The organism is Microbulbifer elongatus (assembly GCF_020524885.1).
GTDB lineage: Bacteria > Pseudomonadota > Gammaproteobacteria > Pseudomonadales > Cellvibrionaceae > Microbulbifer > Microbulbifer elongatus_A.
On sequence record NZ_JAIVKJ010000002.1, the window covers coordinates 1,034,127 to 1,051,756 of the forward strand.

Sequence of the window (17,630 nt, forward strand, 5' to 3'; positions counted from 1 at the left end):
ACCCATCAGCCACGGTTCGGGCTGACCGTGCTTTACTGGCTTTATGGAAATGCTATTGAGCCGTTATTCACCATTTGCTCTATACAGTGTGCTTGTTAAGGGTGTAGCACCGGCAGCAGTCGGTTTCGGCTTTCATGCTTTAGAGGTATCCCTCGATCGCATGTACCCCGGTTCTTTCCCAGTAGCGGTGGCTCTGCGCTGGGCTGCGGACAATGGTGTTATTGATGCCTCAGCCCTTGCGGCACCAGGCAAGCTGAAGGTGGAACAAGGGGTTACCAAGGGCTCGATAAAACTCGATGGTGACGCCAAGAAGTTTGAAGAGTTCGTCTCTCTGTTGGATACGTTTGATCCCTGGTATCAAGTGGTGCTGCCGATGGGAACGAAATAGGAAACACCGGAGTCAGCACCCGCGTGCGCTGGTGTCCGACGTTCACGTGCGATGAACGCAAGTACCCTAAAGGTGGAGCGAAACCGGAAATGATAAGGACATCGAAATTGGTAGTAGCCAGTCTGTGCAGAGCGGCGCTCGTCTTCAGTATTGGCGCATTGACAATAGTCGCTACCAGCGTGCTGGCTGCTGCCGCGGAGCCGGATGGCACGAAGCCCAACATTCTCTTCATTATGCCGGACGATGTCGGGATCTTTAACGTTGGTGCCTACCACCGCGGGCTGATGGTGGGTGAGACGCCAAACATCGACCGCATCGCAAAAGAGGGTGTGCTGTTTACCGACTATTACGGACAGCAGAGCTGCACTTCCGGGCGCACAGCGTTCGTCACCGGCATGAATCCCTTGCGCGCGGGGATGCTCCTGCCCCAGCTTCCCGGTGCGACCAGCTCCCTGTTACCCGGCACGCCGTCCATCGGCAAGTTTCTTAACGATCTTGGCTACAACACGGGCCAGTTTGGTAAGAACCACCTCGGCGACAAGACTGGCTCACTGCCAACTGCACACGGCTTTCAAGAGTTCTGGGGCTATCTCTACCATTTAGACGCTATGCAGGGGGTGAGTTTTCCAGATATCAACAAATCGCCTACCGACCAGACCGTCGTACCAGCGTGCAAGAACACTCCGGTCAGGGGGCTTTCGGACCCGCCGGGCGCCATCGATCCCAAGGACGGGCTGTGTATGACGCCTCCCCGCCCCATCATCGCGTGCACTTCCTCGGACGGCACGGAGAAGAACCAGACCTGCAAAGATGAGGGGCCGTTGACGCTGGAGCGGTCGAAAACCGTGGATGAGGAAATATCCGCAAAGGTGATTGACTTCCTCGATCGAAATGATCCCAAGAAGACGGGCAAGCCCTTCTTTGTTTACTACAACCCGGCGCGTATGCACGTTACCACGATGCTTCCAGACAAGTACCTGGATATGCTCGGAGAGAAGGGCGGCAAGGACTGGGGCCTCAACGAAGCCGGCATGAAGCAGCTCGACGACAACATCGGCTACGTTTTGAAAAAGCTCGAGGACATGGGGCAGCTCGACAACACACTCGTCATCTTCACCACAGATAATGGCGCTGAAACCATCACCTATCCGGATGGCGGTGTAACGCCTTTCCGGGGCGGTAAGCTGACCACTTGGGAAGGTGGTATGCGTTTACCGCTGCTAGTGCGCTGGCCGGGGCATATTGAGCCGGGCAGGGTGGAGAACGGGATATTCTCGGTTCTGGATTGGGTGCCCACTCTGGTCAATATTGCCGGCGGCCCCTCTGGGGACGGGTTGAAGCAACAGATTGAGGCCGGTAAGTATTCTGGAATCGTCAAGACAACCCTGGACGGCGTCGACCAGCGTGCCTACCTGGAGGGTAAGGGGGAGTCCGCGCGCGACTATGTCTTTTACTACAGCGGCTCGCATCCTTCGGCAGTCCGTTACAAGAACTGGAAGTTCTATTTCGCCATGGCCCCCGATAACGCTCAGGGTGGTTTCATGGGTGTGCAGACGTACCACTGGACCCAGGTGAACAACATCAGGCGTGATCCGTTCGAAGAGAACGTGCTTAATGACAAGAGTGCCTTGATGGTTGGCGGTGCACTGGGTGCGCCTTCCACAGCCTATATCTACGACTGGAACCTGCTGCCGATCGGGCAAATGATGTGGTTAAAGGAACTAGAGACATACAAGAAGTTCCCACCGCTGCAGTCTCCTGCGAGCTACAACCTCGATCAGATCATCCAACAGATGAAGGAGCAAAAGACCACGAGCCATATGGGTGAATAGCCTGAAAGTATTTGCCTGCTGGCCACTTTAATCTTCTATTGGTGCTCCATCTATTCTGCGCATGGAGCATGGATTTAACCCGGCGCTTTTGCATGCATCCCACCAAATTAAAAAGGCCCGTTACCTTGCGGTAACGGGCCTTTTTAATTTGGTGGGATGGCGGGAGTCGAAAAAGTCCCTGGAGTTCCCGTAAAATCAGCCAATTCTGGTCAGGGTAGTCGGCAACCCCACAAATAACCCCACCACCTGCCCAAGGTACTCAGTGGGTACTCCATTTGGGGAGGCAGTGGGGTTGCATCACGGTTTACTGATTAGCCGCGTCGTCTACACAGCGGAAGTAAAAAGTAACGTGCCGTGATTCATAGTAACCAGTCATGTTTGCACCGGTTCCTACAATTGCGTTATTTCCGCCTGTTTGCTCTGAGTCCTTCAGCTCGTACTTGCCGTTGCAGTGGTCATGCATTTTCTTATATGCATCCTGACGACGGGACTTCTGTACAAAGCTTGCTCCCTCTGCCAAGTATGAAACCTTCAGCCAGTCAGAATTAGCTTCATTAACCGGTGCGTACTCTCCGAAGTCGTTAGCCATCTCAACATTGCTTACACAACCGGCCAGCGCAATTACAGATACTGCAGCAAGTAGCTTCTTCATAAGTTCCCCAAATATTGTTTATTTTATGTTCGGTATGGCAGTACTGAAAGGCGCCATAATCAACATTAAATTAGGCCGGTGGGGGTTCGTCAAGACTTATAAAACGTGACTGTATTCACGTTACGCAGGTTGTTTGGAACGTAAGCAAATTGTCTATTTCCCCCCCACTCTTAAATTTGCGGGCGCGTGTTTTCCGTTACCCGCATGGTGTACCCCAAAAGCCCTAGAGATTTAGCCCCCCCTCCCCATAACTGCTTCTCCCGTCGCCTGTGGAGACAGTTCACGGGGTGGGTTGGTTAAAAATTATTCTGTCACGCAGAATTCATATCCCGCGCGGCCGCGTACCTACATAGGGTGCTCCAAAGGGAAGTACCCTCTTGCCTCATAGAAGCTTACTCTCGTAAGCGGCGATAGATACGTCCGGCTCTCTTTAGCTCTCATACCTAGCAACCGCCGCTTGAACGGCAGTGCTCTTCCCATGCCTTAGAAGCAACTTTATGAAAGGTAATTTGGCTTGTGTTGAAATTGAGTGCCCTTTTGGAGTCGTGTGTTAAAAATTCAACAACGCTAAATCCACTCTTTCCCTCAGGTATTGCAAAACCTATGCTTCCTGAGCTGCGAACTAAGTCATCTACCAGCTTGAAGTCTTTGAGCTCGAAAACACCTCTTTCACCGCGGACGCATTCTGCAACAGAGCTTTGAGAGCCAAGGTAGCCATTTATAAGAATAGGGCTTTTGGCTTTCTCAGTGCATGTGAGAGGAAAGCTTACTCTGAAGTGGCACTTTTCTGACTCAAACTCACAGATGTGCGCAAAAATTTCCCCTAGATCATTGTTTGTATAGATCATTGATGCAGAGGTGCTGCCATCTAAACCGGTCTGCCAATTACCGAAAGTTGTTTCCATTGCTTCAGTTAAAGAGGCTGACAAGGCAAGACCTGCACTTGCCAAAACACAGAGGTACTTCAATTTCTTTCCCACCTAATTATTTTTTGAATGTACGTCTACACGCTTTTGGATAATTGTAGGGCAGGTGGGTGTAGGGGGATAGCCAGCAGCGACTACATACGCCGGTTGACGGGTTAGACAGCGCCAGCAGTTTGGTGGATTTTTCTACGCACTATATCTCCAATCTTTGGCTTTTTACGTGGGTCGTTACCCTAAAAGTATGCCCGTGCGCGTATGCCGAGAAGATTAGGTGGCTGTTTCATCACCCATTGCCTCACTCACTCACCCCCTAAGGGGGGTGAGGTGAGGTGAGGAGTCAGAATGGTTTTTTTTTCAGTGGTTCACCTCTGCTCCTCACTCTGAAGTGAGGAAACGCACTAAGGGTCTTCGTTCGGCTCGCCATCAGGTAGTACGGCGTACAGGCTGCCTTCCCGCTCCTTTAGCATTCCTTTGACAATTAGGGACTGCAGGTCGCGTGAGTAGTTTTTTGTGTAGGCACCCTGAGCTTTTATATCGTCCCGCACAACTGCGCGTGCCGTGGAGTCGCCATGCTGTTGTCGAGAGCGGACTGCTTGCCAGATAGATTGCTGGCGCTGTGTAAGTGATGGCCCATCTGCGTCGGCTACCGCGCTTGCCATAACGGGTTTTCCTGAGTCACTACACACCAGGCTTATAACCGGATCTCCGTCGCTGTCATTAAAAAGGTGTCGTTCCTTTAGAGTGAACTGGGCGGCATGGTCGTCCTTGCCATCCTTCATTTTTTTGCACTTCGCTACCACTTGCAGGTCCGGCGTCTGAGCTCTCTCTATCAGGTACTCATAGTCACACGCAGCACGCAGCGCCGAAGCCCCCCGTGCAGTCTTGGAGTCGCCCTTGCCCGTATGATGCACCAGCAATACGGTTGCGCCTGTTCGCGCCTTGAGACCGTCGCAGGCCCTGATTAAGCGGCCCATGTCGGTATTGCTGTTTTCGTCGCCTGTCATACACCGTGCAGTGGTGTCGAATATGATGAGTCCGAAGTCCTTTCCGGCCTCACAGCGCTTCTGGTTGATAGCGGCTAGTAGGCCCTGTAGTTCACTCTCGTCACCGTCCAGATATACCGGGTGGTCCAGACGGTACAGGTCAGGGATTCCCTTCCCATTATTGTATTCGTCGGCCAGGGCTTTGATACGCTGCCGCACCCCCAGCCCGCCTTCGCCTGCGATATAGAGAACAGCGCCTTGCACAACCTTACAGTTGTTCCACTGGCGACCCAGGGCAATGTGAAGAGCCCAGTTCAGAACGAAAAAGCTCTTGAATGTCCCAGATGCGCCATAGACTACGCCGAATGACTCTGCAGGAAGCCAGCCCTTCACCAGATAGTTGATCTCCTGGTCGTAGCCTTCAAAGTGGTTGGCTAGGTCAAACCGGCCCTTCTTCGCCCCGCGGACGACAGTTGCCGCTTCCAGGGCCTCCTGAACCGCCTTAAGACCACGTAGGGCTGATAGGTCGTTAAAGTCCGTGCCTTCATCCCCTGACAGGTCAGGGACCGCTAAAAGTGAACCCACGGCCTCTGCTGCTTCTGTGCCCTTTGTTATGCCTGGGTTCCCGTCGGTGGCATGATCATTATCCGCTGCTACCACCATTTGAAGTTGCGGGTATTTCTTTTGCAGGGCCTCGGCCACGGGCTTTAAATTGCCAGTGTTGAAGGCTACCGCTACAGCTTCCCCGGTGGCGTCGTGGATACTTGCCCCCGTGGCGTAGCCCTCGCAGATGAAAAGGCGATTGCGAGGTTTGCCGATTAGATGAAAACAGCCCTGCATCTTGCCGCCAGTCCAAAACTTTTTAACGCCATTGGGATAAATCCGTTGCAGGCTCCAAAGATTGCCGGATATGTCCCGCATGGGCACCAGCAGGCATTCCGTCGCTTGGCGAAGGCCATAGGGCTTCACCTCCTTGCGGGTAAGGTAGGCGCTTCCGGTAGCTTCTTCTGCTTTGTCCCACGCTGCCTGACACTCTGTTCTAGCTTCCGCATGTCGTTCTGCCGTTGCCGTATCACGTTTGCGTTTCATTTCGGCCGCCCGTTGGGTATGGGCCTTCCGCTCTGTGGGGGTCATCTCTAGTCGTTCTTTAGCGCACCAGTTTTGGGATATGCCGCGTTTCCAGCAGCCAAAGTAACCAGCGGCCACCCCGTCAAGGTGGAAAACATAAAAGCCGTTTTTCTGACCGTGCCTGTCGCCACCGATATGGAAGCGATGTAATTCTCCGTCCGGTTCCAGGTAGTCCGGGGGCGTGATCCCTGCGTTAATCATGGCATCCCGAATGGCGCGTACCGGATCTGCTGGCAAACGAGCTTCCGGTAACGTGCCAATTACAAAATCCTGATCGGGGGTCATATTTGAACTGTTTATGGCGGCAGGAGAGCTCGTCATCTTCTACCTCCTTTGCGTCGATTGCTTTTTCCGGCTAGTCGATACACACCGCGACGCCCCAGGCGGCCGAAACCGTCGATGTAAGGCACCATATGGCACTCAATGGCGACTCCAAGCTCTCTGAGCTGATATATCACCCCAGGTCCGTTGTAGCCGCCGGTTAATAGGTCGATTTCCCAGCGGCTGTGTGGCCCGTCCAGAAGGGCATTCATTACCAGCCGCTGGCGCGGGGTAAGCATATGGAGGTTCCTGTTGGTATAATTAGTCGTCGTTCTGTTTGTAGGGCTGCCCTTCGGGGCAGTTCTGTTTTTTTTCATCGCTCTCGCCCCTCAGCCTTGCGCTTCCGCTATCAGTTTCTGCTTTAGTTCAAGAAGATATGCACCCTCCCAGACCGTGGTCTGGGGGCCTAGCTTTATGCCAGGCTTGGCCTTGCCGGTTTTAGTCCAGAGCCACCAGGTTGAAAGGCCGATTGAATAAAATCTGGCGCATGCGCGGGCGCGGTACATTGCTGCGGGGTCGATGGATGGGGATGGATTGTCAGGCATGTATCGATTCCTGTTTGGGTTGTACTGGATCGATACGTATTCTTCCCATGAAGGCTGGGGGGCGTAATGGAACTAAGCAGCCAAAAAACCGGGGCTTAGTTCCAGTGGGGGGCAGGAATTTACTCTCTGTAGAACATTTTCTCTTTATCGTGCGGTGAGCCGATGATAGTTTTCCTCACGGTGTCCGCGTCTACTTCGATACAAAGTAAAACGCGTGCGAGGGCTGCAACAGTTTCATAGTGGGGGCTGTCCAGATACCGAGTGAAGTAAGTACCCATGCGGCGGACGAAGATGATGTAGTCACGTCCGAGCCCAGCATTGCGCTTCACCAAGGGAAGCTCGTGTAGCTTTTCTGTGGAAGCCTTTTCGCTGAGACGCTCCAGAATGTCAGCTACGTACGGAGGGTTTCCGGGCAAAAACAGGCTTGGTTTTTCCCTACCTTCGATGTCCGATTCACGGTAACCGGACGTAAAACTTGTAAAAGGGTGCCGGTTAATCGCCCCCTCAAACTCAGTGGGCTGAATGAATTTCCAGACGGGGTGATCAAGCTCGTAGTCACGCAGGCTAGCTGCCAGCTCGCGTACTTGATTGATGATACTTGCGTGCTTGTCCTGGCGTTGCTTGGGTGTAAGCGTGTCCCAAGGGCTGCGGCGGTAGCGAGCGAATAGAAGGTGGCACAGGAAGTGCCACTCCCAGCCTTTCCAATCATTCTCTTCAAACGTTTTCTCAAGGCGGGGCCACACCGACTCCATCTCCGTTGCTGTGCACAGGCTTGTAATCGTGGGCACCAGTTGCTGTTTGGTGTAGCCATATTCGGCAAGAAGGCCGTAGCCGCCACCATAAGGGCCATTCTTCCAGACTTCGCCATCCTCCCCGGTGAGGATACGGTCGTAATGGTTGGCAAAGGCCGGCGGCACCCATTTGGGCAACTTTTTCGATGGTTTCATGTTTGCTCTTTTCGCCCTCAGGTGCCGAACTGCGCAGTAATCACGTTACCGGCGTTTGTCTGTTTGCGAAGGTTGTCGAGGTAGTCGGCCCACTTTTGCATCATTTCGGCGCGTTGTGGCAGGTGCTTTGTTCGATTGTAGGCGCGTCCCAAGGCGTCCTTCACCCCATGGGCCAGTTGGTGCTCGATGTAGTCGACGCGGAAGCCTAGGATTTCGTCTAGTAACGTTCTCGCCATAGCCCGGAAGCCGTGGGCGGTCATTGTGTCGTTGTCGTATCCCAGTGAGCGTAGTGCTGTCCTGACGCCGTTGTCAGATAGTGGGCGGCTTTGACCCCGGGCGGAAGGGAAAACGTATTTGCCATGGCCGGTAAGCGGTTGCAGTTCGCGCAAAAGTGTCAGCGATTGTTCTGCGAGCGGGATGATATGCGGCTCGCCCATCTTCATTTTTTCCGCCGGTATCTCTATCTGTCGGGCCTCCCAGTTGACCTCTACCCATTCCAGCTTGCGCAGCTCCCCCGGACGGCAGAACAGCAGTGGTGACAGTTTGAGGGCGGTTCTTACCACGGGGGTACCCTGATAGCCCTCGATGGCTACCATCAGTTTGCCGACCTCCACGGGGTCTGTAATCGCGGCCAGATGTTTCTTCTTGGTGGGCTTGAGGGCGCCAGTGAGGTCTGTTGTGGGGTCGCGGTCAGCTTTCCCGGTGGCAACTGCAAAGCGGAAGATCTGGCTGGCAACCCGCTTAACGCGATGCGCGGTTTCGAGAGCACCCCGGCTTTCAATACGTCGCAGGCAGCGCAGCACTTCAGGCGGGGTGATATCTGCAATGGGACGTTTGCCCAGGTAGGGCAGCAGGTCGCTGTCCAGCGCGCGTCTGGCGCGGTCTTTAGAGGATTTGGACAGGTGGGCCATTTTGGCTGCGAACCACTCCTCGCTCACGGCTGCAAGGCTGTTGCGGGCTGTCTCAAGGGCGGACTCTTTGCGCGCACGCTTTACGTCCCGTGGGTCAATACCTGCGGCTACGTGCTTCCGGGCTTCATCCCGTGCGCGACGCGCTTCAGCAAGGCCGACGTCGGGGTATATACCTAAGGCCAAATCACAGCGCTTTTCGTGCAGGCGAAAGCGGAAGACCCAGCGCTTAGTGCCATTGGGTTTCACTTCCAGGTAGAGCCCCTTTTCGTCAGCTTCCAGGTATTTCTTCTCTCGCGCCTTTAGTGCTTTGGCTTTGGTATCCGACAGGGCCACGGCTCTGCTCCGTACAGGTAATTCTGGGGGTGGTCGGCCCAATCCGGCGTGATGTGGGGCTTTCCGGCGATTTGGTGGGGTCGAAACGCTACGATTTCAGGAACCCACCAATAACCCCACCCAATATGGCTGGATTTGGTGGGGTCCGGTTAGACTAACTGGGATGGGCTAGATAAGCAAAAGCCCCGAAAACACTGGGCTTTCGGGGCTTCTGTAGGTCGTCTTAGACGATTTTTTGGTGGAGATGGCGGGAGTCGAACCCGCGTCCGTCAGCACTCTGCCAGAGGCTCTACATGCTTAGGTCCGTTAATTGATTTAATCCACTACAGCCCAACGGGCAGGACGTAGCAGACGAGTCTGAAAAATTTTTAACCGATCCACCTCAGATAAATTTCACGGCGATCCAGTTCTGTATAACAGCCAGCAGCGCGGTACTGGAACCTTGCTGAAGGCCGCTAAGGGACGAACCCTTAGTTAGTGCGTCACGGGCCGCTTACGCAGCCAGTTGGGCACCGTAGTTGTCGTCGTTGGCAACTAATAAAATGCAGCTTTGGATTTACGTGATTCGCTACCCTCACGGCATGCACCCATGGTTTCGCAACCAACGTCGAATCCAAGTCATCCCCGGAATCTACGCAGTGAACAGGCTTTGTTCGCCGGTCAGTACGAAACGCATTTGCGTAACGCGCAGTATACCTGAAGGTCACTTGTCACCATAGAGTGAGGATAGAATTTTGTGACTATCCGGTACCTTCCTTGGCTACTGCCTTGGCTACTGTTAGTTACTGGCGTTCAAACAGGGCAATGGACTCCACATGGGTGGTGTGGGGGAACATGTCCATTACGCCCGCTTTAGTTAGACGATAGCCGCGCTGCAGAAGTTCCGCGGTATCCCGGGCCAGGGTGGCCGGGTTGCAGGAGACATAGACGATGCGCTTGGCGCCGAAGTGGGCGATGTTGCGCACCACTTCCAGCGCGCCGGTGCGCGGTGGATCCAGCAGGATTTTGTCGAAGCCACCGCGCGCCCAGGGGCTGGTGGAGAAGTCCTCGGTCAGGTCTGCCGCCTGGAACTGGATATTGTCGAGCTGGTTGCGCGCGGCGTTTTCCCGCCCCCGGCGGGTCAGGTCGAGGGCGCCCTCTACACCCACCACTTCCGCCGCGCGCTTGGCCAGCGGCAGGGTGAAGTTGCCCAGGCCGCAGAACAGGTCGAGCACGCGTTCGTCTGGCTGTGGATCCAGCAATTCGATCGCGCGGTGCACCATCTGGCGGTTGATGGCAAAGTTCACCTGGACAAAATCCTGCGGATGGAAGTGCAGCGTCAGGCCGAATTCCGGCAGGGTGTAGCTGAGTCTTTCCTCGTTGTCTTCTGGCCAGACTTTGTGGGGTGTGTCTTCCGCTTGCAGGTACAGGTGCCAACCTTGCTGCTGCACAAAGTTGAGCCACAGTTGCCGGTCACTTTCCGGCAAGGGCTTGAGGTGGCGTACCACCAGCGCAGTGGCGTCTTCGCCGGCGGCGACTTCGATGTGCGAGATGTGCTTGCCTTCCCGGCACTGGTCCACGAGCTGGTGCAGCTCCGGTATCTGGCTGGAGAAAGACGCCGGCATTACCAGGCATTCGCGAATGTCGGTCAGGTTGTTGGAGCGCTTTTCGCGGAAACCCAGGATCAGCTTTGGTTTATTGGCCGCGCCTTTTTTATGGGCTTCTTTGACATAGCGAACGCCGAGGCGCGCTTTGCTGCGGTAGCCGGCGATGTCGGCGGTGAGTGGCGGCATTACCTGTTCGGGGGTGGCACCGGCAAAGCGCTGCAATTGGTCGAGCAGGATCTGCTGTTTGGCGGCGATCTGCGCGGCTGGCTGCATGTGCTGGAGTGCACAACCGCCACAGGTTTCTGCATGGGGGCAGGGTGGCGTTTGGCGGTCGCCAGAGGGCGAGAGAATCTCGATAGCCACTGCCTCATCGAATTTTGCGCGACTGGCGGTAAACCTTACCCGAACAGTCTCACCCGGCAGTGCGTTATCCACAAAAAGCGTTTTGCCCTGGTAGCGGGCGATGCCGCGAACCTCATGGCTGAAACGCTCGATATCGACTTCCGGGGTGCCCTGCGGGGGCTTTTGTTGGTCTTTTCGTTTACCTGGGCGCTTGGCATTAGCGGCGGCATTACGGTTGCGAAAGATCGACGGGGGCTTTCTGGCAGGCATAGGGATTCTGGGAGCGATTCAGGTAGAGGCGTGCCGGGCTGCGTTGATCGGCAGCCCGGCGGGTACATCGGGGGTAATTACAGCACAGTTTGCGCAAATGCGGCGAGGATCAGCAGCGGGCAGACAATTCGCACATACCAGGGCCAGACTGTCCAGAACAGGGTTTTCTCGATGTTCGGGTGACCTTCCTTCAGTTCCATCAACAGCTGGTCGCGGCGCCAGATCCAGCCAGCGAAGATACACAGGGCCACACCGAGCAGCGGCTGCCCGTATTCGGTGCTGATGGAAATCACCAGGCCGAACAGCGCCTCGAAATTGAAGATGATCAGCGTGCTGATAGCAAAAATAATCGCGCCGGTCAGCAGGGTTGCGGGCTTGCGCTTCAGGCCAAGGCTTTCGATGGAGAAGGCCACCGGCACTTCCAGCATGGAGATGGATGAGGTCAGGGAGGCAATCACCATCAGCGCAAAGAAGGCGATGGCCACAAACAGGCCGCTGGTGCCCATGGTGTCGAACAGCGCAGGCAATACCTGCAGGATCAGCCCAGGCCCGGCGATCAGCTCACCTGCTTCGGAGAAAATCTGGGTACCGGCTTCCTGGGCCACATACATGGCGGGCAGGATCAGCAGGCCTGCGGTGAAGGCGATGCCCACGTCGATCAGGGTGACCAGCGCACCCAGGCGCGGCAGGCTTTCTTCCTTGCTGAGGTAGGAGCCGTAGATCAGCATGGTGCCTACACCCAGAGACAGGGAGAAAAAGGCCTGCCCCATGGCGGAGAGGAGGAGCTCGGGTGACAACTTGCTGAAATCCGGGATCAGGTAGGCTTCCAGGCCGGTCATGGCTCCGGGCTGGGAGAGCACATAGACGATCAGCATCAGCAGCAGGATGATCAGGGCCGGCATCAGCAGTGTGGACCAGCGCTCGATACCCTTCTCAACACCACTGGCGATAATCAGCATGGTGAGGCCGCTGAAAATAGCAGTGAAAGTGAAGTTGCGGGTGGTGCTGTCGCCGGTGAGCCAGGCGGCGGTTTCTGAAGCACCCATAAGAGTGGCGAATGGATCCGCCAGATGGGCGACCATCCAGCCGGCAACAATGGCGTAGAAGCTGAGGATGAGCGAGGCAACAAAAATACCACCAAAACCTGCAAGGGTACCGATACCACGGCTTACGGGGCCGGTAGAGATGCCGCGCAAGGCCTTAACCATATTGCTGCGGGCGTAGCGGCCGATGGAGAGCTCTGCCATCAGCACCGGGTAGGCAAGCATAAACGCCAACACCAGATAGACCACCACAAAGGCGGCGCCGCCATTGGTGGCCACATTGGTGGGGAAGCCCCAGATATTGCCGAGACCGACGGCGGAGCCGGCGGCGGCCATCAGGAAGCCGAAGTTGGAGCTGAATTGTCCTCGCGGTGCACTCATGGGTAAATCTCGTCGTTATTCTTCTGTGTCGGTTTCCGCAGGGCCCGTCTGCAGGCGGGCTCCTACGCGAGGTTGTTTTTGACCTTTGCGTTAACGGTGCTCGGTGCGCATGACCCGCTGCTTCTGGCGGTTCCAGTCGCGCTCCTTCAGGGTCTCGCGCTTGTCGTGGGAGGCTTTACCCTTGGCCAGCGCAATCTCGCACTTGATCAGGTGTTTCTTCCAGTAAATGGCGGTACATACACAGGCGTAGCCCTTCTGGTTGACCGCGGCCACCAGTTTGGCGATCTCGCGCTTGTTCAGCAGCAGGCGGCGGGTGCGGTCCGGTTCGGTGACGAAGTGGGTGGAGGCGCTGGGGAGCGGCTGGATCCGCGCACCCAGCAGCCACGCCTGGCCATCTTTGAACAGGACGTAACTGTCGGTGAGCTGGGCCTTGCCCTCGCGGCAGGACTTTACTTCCCAGCCCTGGAGCTCCATACCCGCCTCAAATTTCTCCTCGATAAAATAATCGTGCTTGGCCTTCTTGTTGAGGGCGATCGTGTTTGAGGACGGGGCCTTTTTCTTTTTTGCCATGAATACTTCTATGTGCCTTATAAGGGCGAATGTCTCGTCTTGATGCTCAGATAAAGCTCGTACCGAAAAACTTCAGCGCAACCGTGTTGATGAAGATCACCAGCAGGATGGCCGGGATGAAGGTACCGAGTGCGAAGTTTACATACTTCTGCGACAGGGAGCCGGCGAAGCCGCTATCTCCCACTGTGAGCTCCTGGTCGAAATTGGCCCGCTTCCACTTGTAGATCACGAAGATACACACCAGCAGGCCGTTCAGCGGCAGAATGGTATCGTAAAACAGGATTTCTACCAGATCGAAAAAGGATTTATCGCTGCCAGCGAGGGTCACAAACTGGGTCAGCCAGTCTGCCATGCCAAATGACATGGCGCAGCAGATGGCGAGAACGAGCTGGACCGCGGCAACGGTGTAGATAGCCTTCTTGCGGCTCATTCCGCGCTCGTCACGAAGGGTAGCGACGGGCACTTCGATGATGGAAACCAGCGAGGTGAGCGCAGCTACAAATACCAGGAAAAAGAAGGCAGCGGCGAAAATACTCGCGCCGGTGTAGCCGATGCTGTCCTGCAGGGATAGGAAGATCTTCGGCAGGAACAGGAAGATCATCCCGGCCGAGGAGTCACTCAGGGAAGCGGTGTCGATCTGCGGGTTGAAATGGAAAATGCTCGGCAGGATCAGCAGGCCTGCGGTGAAAGCGACCATGGTGTCGGTAAGGGCCACGGCCTTGGCAGAGCCCGGGATCGAGTCCTGCCTCTTCATATAGGAACCGTAGGTAATCATGATACCCATGCCCAGTGACAGGGAGAAGAAGGCCTGAGACATGGCCTTGCTGACCACTTCACCGGTGAGCTTGGAGAAGTCCGGGATCAGGTAATACTTCACGCCCAGAATGGCGTTCTCCTGGGTAAGTACAAACAGCACCAGCACCATCAGCATCACAAACAACAGCGGCATCAGTGTTTTGGCCGCGCGCTCAATCCCGTCTTTTACACCCAGCGAGAGTACGCCGTTGATGATGAGCATCAGCGCGATCAGGTAAAAGAAGACGGTCTTGGAATTGATGAACTCGCCGAAGTAGGCCTGAGTGGTGAGGGAGGTCAGGTTGCCCTTGAAGACTTCTACCAGGTAGCCGAGTACCCAGACGGTGACCACCATATAGAATACGGCGATCATGAATGGCGTGATCAGCGCGAACCAGCCGGGGATGCGCCACAGCCGAGAGCCGCCAGAAAGCTGCCGGTAAGCACCTACGGGGTCTTTATCGGTTTTGCGGCCGAGCGCCAGCTCCGCCATCATCACCGGCAGGCAGATGAAGAATACGAAAAGTGCGTATACCAGCAGGAAGGCACCACCACCGCTTTTGGTGGCGGCTACCGGGAAGGAAACCAGGTTGCCAATGCCGACCGCGGAGCCGGCGGCGGCCAGGATAAAACCGAGACGGGAACCAAAATGTTCTCTAGCTGCGGACATAGATTTCTCGCTTGCCTGTTATTCTTGTCGTCTGAAGGGTTGCCGTGGCCTGCAATCGGCATATAAAGCCGTGAACCTGTTGGGCCGAAAATGCCCAGTACCGCCCGGTTCTGCGGCGCAGCAAAAGGCCGATTGTTGCAGGATTTATCCGCCTTGAGTAGCGTCGCGAGCGAAATTTGCCCTATGGCACACAGGATAGGCAAGAAACCCGCCCGCGTGGGGCAATCCGTGAGTGATGAGTAAAGTTTGATCGATGACAAAAATTGAGCGTAGCGCGCTGGTGATGTACAGCGCAGAGCAGATGTTTGACCTGGTCAACGACGTGGCCAGTTATCCGCAGTTTTTGCCCGGTTGCCGCGGGGCCGAGATCCTGCACCGGGATGAGGACACCCTGGAAGCGCGGCTGGACCTTGCGCGCGCGGGGATTAGCCAGAGCTTTATTACCCGCAATCGCCTATATCGCCCGGAAAGAATGGAGCTGGTGCTGGTGGATGGCCCCTTCAATGAGTTCAGCGGTTGCTGGACCTTCACGCCGCTGGCGGAGAATGCCTGCAAGGTGATGTTTGCCCTGGAGTTCCGTGCCCAGAACCGTCTACTGGGCGCTGCCGCGGGAAAACTGTTCAGCGGCATTGCCAACCAAATGGTTGACGCCATGTGCGAGCGGGCCAAGCAGATTTATGGAGAAAATGCATGAGCAACCAGAAAACCATCGCCGTGGAAGTGGTGTACGCCCTGCCGCACGAGCAGCGCCTGATGAGCCTGCTGGTGGAGCCCGGCACCACCGCCCTGCAGGCGCTGGAGCTGTCGGGAATCCCCCGTGAGTACCCTGAAGTTGACCCCGCCAATGCGAAGCTGGGCATCTTTGGCCAGGCTCTGGGCACCAAGGGACTGGCGGTTGCTTCCGAGTATGTGCTGCAGCCGGGAGACCGGGTGGAGGTGTATCGGCCGTTGATTGCCGATCCGAAGGAGGCGCGAAAGCAGCGCGCGGAGAAGGCGAAGCGCCAGGCACAGGGCGGATGAGCCCTGCGCGCTTCTCAAATCACGTGGTCAATATTATCGGCGGAGATCAGGGCCAGCCGCTGGGCTGCCAGTCGCCGCTGGTTTCGATCAGCTGGTCGCCGTTGAAATAGACGCTGAAACGCTTCTGGGACTCTTCACCCTTGGGGGTGCGGACGCGATTGATATAGTCCCAGCGGTTCGGGTTGAAGGTGTCTTCCAGCAGCGGGGTACCCAGTACAAAGCGCACCTGGCGACGGGTCATGCCGGGTTTCAGCTGGTCCACCATTTCCTGGGTGACGATATTGCCCTGCTGTACCTGAATGCGGTGTACGCCGGGAAACTTGAACAGGCTACAGGCCGTTGCAACACTGCAAAGTGCGGTAATCAGTAGAATTCGTACAACTGATGGCATTGAATGCTCCATCTGAATTTTTATTGGGTTCCGTAGTCGGCTGTTCCCGGTGTCCCGGGGATGTCAGCCATTTTACCGGGGTGCGCATACCCTCGGATCGCCTGAGCACACCATAGACGCTCTGGCCAATGAGTGATAGTCGTCATTTCGCCGAGATAGTTCCCCGGTGCCCGGCAAATGTCGGCAGCCACGCTCAGAAAATGGATCCAACCCAGCTTGCCCAGCCTTTATGCAACGCCACATTGGCTGTTTGTGAGTGGTGGCTCACTTGCTGGCCTTTGGTATTGAGACTGATTGGCCGGATGGGGTTCCTCTATCTTTGCTGGGCGTGGATAATACCCGAACTGTTCGCCCGCCAACAGGCGGTGCGCGCGAATACGATATAGCGATTACGAGCACACACATCCGGAACCTAATTACCCATGCCGAACGAAAATCAGGAACTGCGCAAGGCAGGTCTAAAAGTCACTCTTCCGCGAGTGAAAATTCTCCAACTGCTGGAAGGCGCCAGTGAACAGCATCTGAGCGCAGAGGATGTGTACAAAATGCTGCTGGATGCCGGAGAGGATGTGGGGCTAGCCACCGTATACCGCGTGTTGACCCAGTTTGAAAGTGCTGGCCTGGTAATGCGCCACAATTTCGATGGCGGCCACTCGGTGTTTGAGCTGGACCGCGGAGACCACCACGACCACATGGTGTGCACCGATAGCGGCAAGGTAATCGAATTCCACAACGAGCAGATCGAAGAGCTGCAGCACCAGATTGCGGAAGAGCACGGTTACGAGCTGACCGGCCACAGCCTGGTGCTTTACGTGAAGAAGAAAGAAGGCTGAAGTAAAAAGAGAGGAGGAGGGGCGAGAGTTAGTCCTTCACCTCAGAACCTTCGCCATTAACCTTCGCGATGAAAAAGGGGAGCCGTTGCTCCCCTTTTTGATTCTGGTAAACCGTGAACGTCACACCGGTGGTGTGTAATCGTTCGGGTATCTCCCCACCTTGTTTGCGTAGTATTCACCAAACCGTGCCAGTTCCTTGGCCAAATTTTCGCCCATCTCCATTACCGGTCCCAGTCCGGCCTCTTTCTTGGCGAAATCGATGAAACCGCAAACCACGGGTACCGCGGCACCGCGCGCAATGTGGTAGAAGCCGGTTTTCCAGCGCTCGGCTTTGCCTCGGGTGCCTTCCGGCGGAATGCCGATAATCAACTCTTCGCGGGTGTTGTACTGGTTGATGGTGGCATCTACCAGGTTGTTCGCCTTGCTGCGGTCGACAGGGATGCCGCCAAACCAGCGCACCACGCCACCGATAGGGAACGGAAACAACTTGTCTTTACCCATCCACTGCGGGTTCACCTTCAATTTGAGCGCGGCGAGGATAAAGAAGTAGCCGTCCCAGTTGGATGTATGGGGGGCTGCGAGAAGCACGTACTTCTTGAGTTTCAGTGCGCGCTCATCCGCCACGACTCTCCAGCCGTGCAGTTTGAGCAGCAGGCGTGCCAGCAGGCGCAGGCAGGGCGTCAGGATAGGGGTGTTAAAAATGGTTATCTGCATGGTTTGACCGAGTTCTTTGCCCGTTAGTGTAGCCGGATCCTGCAGGTAG

General features: G+C 55.9%; 16 protein-coding genes and 1 other RNA gene. 5 read left to right on the forward strand and 12 right to left on the reverse strand.

Features of this window, described 5'->3' with window-relative positions; genetic code table 11:
* The first annotated feature begins 55 nt into the window (after nt 1-55).
* Together LC059_RS11800 and LC059_RS11805 are read left to right on the forward strand one after the other, a co-directional pair.
* Nucleotides 56-388 (forward strand): alkyl sulfatase C-terminal domain-containing protein, encoded by a 333-nt coding sequence (locus LC059_RS11800; RefSeq protein ID WP_226704051.1) that lies wholly within the window; start codon nt 56-58, stop codon nt 386-388.
* Between the two features lie 89 nt (nt 389-477).
* Nucleotides 478-2,220 (forward strand): arylsulfatase, encoded by a 1,743-nt coding sequence (locus LC059_RS11805; protein ID WP_226704052.1) that lies wholly within the window; start codon nt 478-480, stop codon nt 2,218-2,220.
* A gap of 304 nt (nt 2,221-2,524) precedes the next feature.
* On the opposite strand, the gene LC059_RS11810 is transcribed toward LC059_RS11805, so the two are convergent.
* The 10 genes from LC059_RS11810 to LC059_RS11855 form a co-directional block, all read right to left on the reverse strand.
* Entirely contained in the window at nt 2,525-2,872 is a 348-nt protein-coding gene (locus LC059_RS11810; RefSeq protein ID WP_226704053.1) for a hypothetical protein, read from the reverse strand.
* A 443-nt stretch (nt 2,873-3,315) separates the two neighbouring features.
* Nucleotides 3,316-3,840: a hypothetical protein gene (locus LC059_RS11815; RefSeq protein ID WP_226704054.1), complete on the reverse strand. Its 525-nt coding sequence runs from the start codon at nt 3,838-3,840 to the stop codon at nt 3,316-3,318.
* Nucleotides 3,841-4,196: 356 nt separating this feature from the next.
* A complete protein-coding gene (locus LC059_RS11820) occupies nt 4,197-6,230 on the reverse strand; it encodes an AAA family ATPase (RefSeq protein WP_226704055.1) in 2,034 nt (677 codons plus the stop codon).
* A gap of 664 nt (nt 6,231-6,894) precedes the next feature.
* On the reverse strand, nt 6,895-7,722 hold the full coding sequence (locus tag LC059_RS11825; RefSeq protein WP_226704056.1) for a hypothetical protein: 828 nt from the start codon (nt 7,720-7,722) through the stop codon (nt 6,895-6,897).
* Between the two features lie 17 nt (nt 7,723-7,739).
* Entirely contained in the window at nt 7,740-8,966 is a 1,227-nt protein-coding gene (locus tag LC059_RS11830; protein ID WP_226704057.1) for a tyrosine-type recombinase/integrase, read from the reverse strand.
* Nucleotides 8,967-9,202: 236 nt separating this feature from the next.
* Nucleotides 9,203-9,592, reverse strand: a transfer-messenger RNA (tmRNA) gene (gene ssrA, locus LC059_RS11835).
* Between the two features lie 156 nt (nt 9,593-9,748).
* On the reverse strand, nt 9,749-11,164 hold the full coding sequence (gene rlmD / locus LC059_RS11840; protein WP_226704058.1) for a 23S rRNA (uracil(1939)-C(5))-methyltransferase RlmD: 1,416 nt from the start codon (nt 11,162-11,164) through the stop codon (nt 9,749-9,751).
* Between the two features lie 77 nt (nt 11,165-11,241).
* Complete coding sequence (locus LC059_RS11845) at nt 11,242-12,588, reverse strand: sodium-dependent transporter (protein WP_226704059.1); 1,347 nt, start codon at nt 12,586-12,588, stop codon at nt 11,242-11,244.
* A 90-nt stretch (nt 12,589-12,678) separates the two neighbouring features.
* Nucleotides 12,679-13,158 carry an SsrA-binding protein SmpB gene (gene smpB, locus LC059_RS11850; protein ID WP_226704060.1) on the reverse strand — a complete coding sequence of 160 codons (480 nt, stop codon included), beginning with the start codon at nt 13,156-13,158 and terminating at the stop codon, nt 12,679-12,681.
* Nucleotides 13,159-13,204: 46 nt separating this feature from the next.
* Nucleotides 13,205-14,623: a sodium-dependent transporter gene (locus LC059_RS11855; protein WP_226704061.1), complete on the reverse strand. Its 1,419-nt coding sequence runs from the start codon at nt 14,621-14,623 to the stop codon at nt 13,205-13,207.
* 253 nt (nt 14,624-14,876) lie between these two features.
* Between LC059_RS11855 and LC059_RS11860 the strand changes: the two genes are divergently transcribed.
* Complete coding sequence (locus LC059_RS11860; protein ID WP_226704062.1) at nt 14,877-15,317, forward strand: type II toxin-antitoxin system RatA family toxin; 441 nt, start codon at nt 14,877-14,879, stop codon at nt 15,315-15,317.
* Nucleotides 15,314-15,643 carry an RnfH family protein gene (locus tag LC059_RS11865; protein ID WP_226704063.1) on the forward strand — a complete coding sequence of 110 codons (330 nt, stop codon included), beginning with the start codon at nt 15,314-15,316 and terminating at the stop codon, nt 15,641-15,643. Before LC059_RS11860 ends, LC059_RS11865 begins: the two co-directional genes overlap by 4 nt.
* Nucleotides 15,644-15,689: 46 nt before the next feature.
* Here LC059_RS11865 and LC059_RS11870 read toward each other — a convergent pair whose 3' ends face one another.
* Entirely contained in the window at nt 15,690-16,034 is a 345-nt protein-coding gene (locus LC059_RS11870; protein ID WP_226704064.1) for an outer membrane protein assembly factor BamE, read from the reverse strand.
* A 422-nt stretch (nt 16,035-16,456) separates the two neighbouring features.
* Here LC059_RS11870 and fur point away from each other — a divergent pair, with 422 nt between their 5' ends.
* Complete coding sequence (fur, locus tag LC059_RS11875) at nt 16,457-16,867, forward strand: ferric iron uptake transcriptional regulator (RefSeq protein WP_226704065.1); 411 nt, start codon at nt 16,457-16,459, stop codon at nt 16,865-16,867.
* 120 nt (nt 16,868-16,987) lie between these two features.
* On the opposite strand, the gene LC059_RS11880 is transcribed toward fur, so the two are convergent.
* Entirely contained in the window at nt 16,988-17,581 is a 594-nt protein-coding gene (locus LC059_RS11880; RefSeq protein WP_226704066.1) for a 1-acyl-sn-glycerol-3-phosphate acyltransferase, read from the reverse strand.
* Nucleotides 17,582-17,630: the final 49 nt, after the last annotated feature.

Bases quoted from the DNA above. Each gene is read 5' to 3' on its own strand.
- LC059_RS11805 (WP_226704052.1), top strand. From the start codon at position 478: ATGATAAGGACATCGAAATTGGTAGTAGCCAGTCTGTGCAGAGCGGCG.
- LC059_RS11810 (WP_226704053.1), bottom strand. From the start codon at position 2,872: ATGAAGAAGCTACTTGCTGCAGTATCTGTAATTGCGCTGGCCGGTTGT.
- LC059_RS11820 (WP_226704055.1), bottom strand. From the start codon at position 6,230: ATGACGAGCTCTCCTGCCGCCATAAACAGTTCAAATATGACCCCCGAT.
- LC059_RS11825 (WP_226704056.1), bottom strand. From the start codon at position 7,722: ATGAAACCATCGAAAAAGTTGCCCAAATGGGTGCCGCCGGCCTTTGCC.
- rlmD (WP_226704058.1), bottom strand. From the start codon at position 11,164: ATGCCTGCCAGAAAGCCCCCGTCGATCTTTCGCAACCGTAATGCCGCC.
- LC059_RS11845 (WP_226704059.1), bottom strand. From the start codon at position 12,588: ATGAGTGCACCGCGAGGACAATTCAGCTCCAACTTCGGCTTCCTGATG.
- smpB (WP_226704060.1), bottom strand. From the start codon at position 13,158: ATGGCAAAAAAGAAAAAGGCCCCGTCCTCAAACACGATCGCCCTCAAC.
- LC059_RS11855 (WP_226704061.1), bottom strand. From the start codon at position 14,623: ATGTCCGCAGCTAGAGAACATTTTGGTTCCCGTCTCGGTTTTATCCTG.
- LC059_RS11860 (WP_226704062.1), top strand. From the start codon at position 14,877: ATGACAAAAATTGAGCGTAGCGCGCTGGTGATGTACAGCGCAGAGCAG.
- LC059_RS11865 (WP_226704063.1), top strand. From the start codon at position 15,314: ATGAGCAACCAGAAAACCATCGCCGTGGAAGTGGTGTACGCCCTGCCG.
- LC059_RS11870 (WP_226704064.1), bottom strand. From the start codon at position 16,034: ATGCCATCAGTTGTACGAATTCTACTGATTACCGCACTTTGCAGTGTT.
- fur (WP_226704065.1), top strand. From the start codon at position 16,457: ATGCCGAACGAAAATCAGGAACTGCGCAAGGCAGGTCTAAAAGTCACT.
- LC059_RS11880 (WP_226704066.1), bottom strand. From the start codon at position 17,581: ATGCAGATAACCATTTTTAACACCCCTATCCTGACGCCCTGCCTGCGC.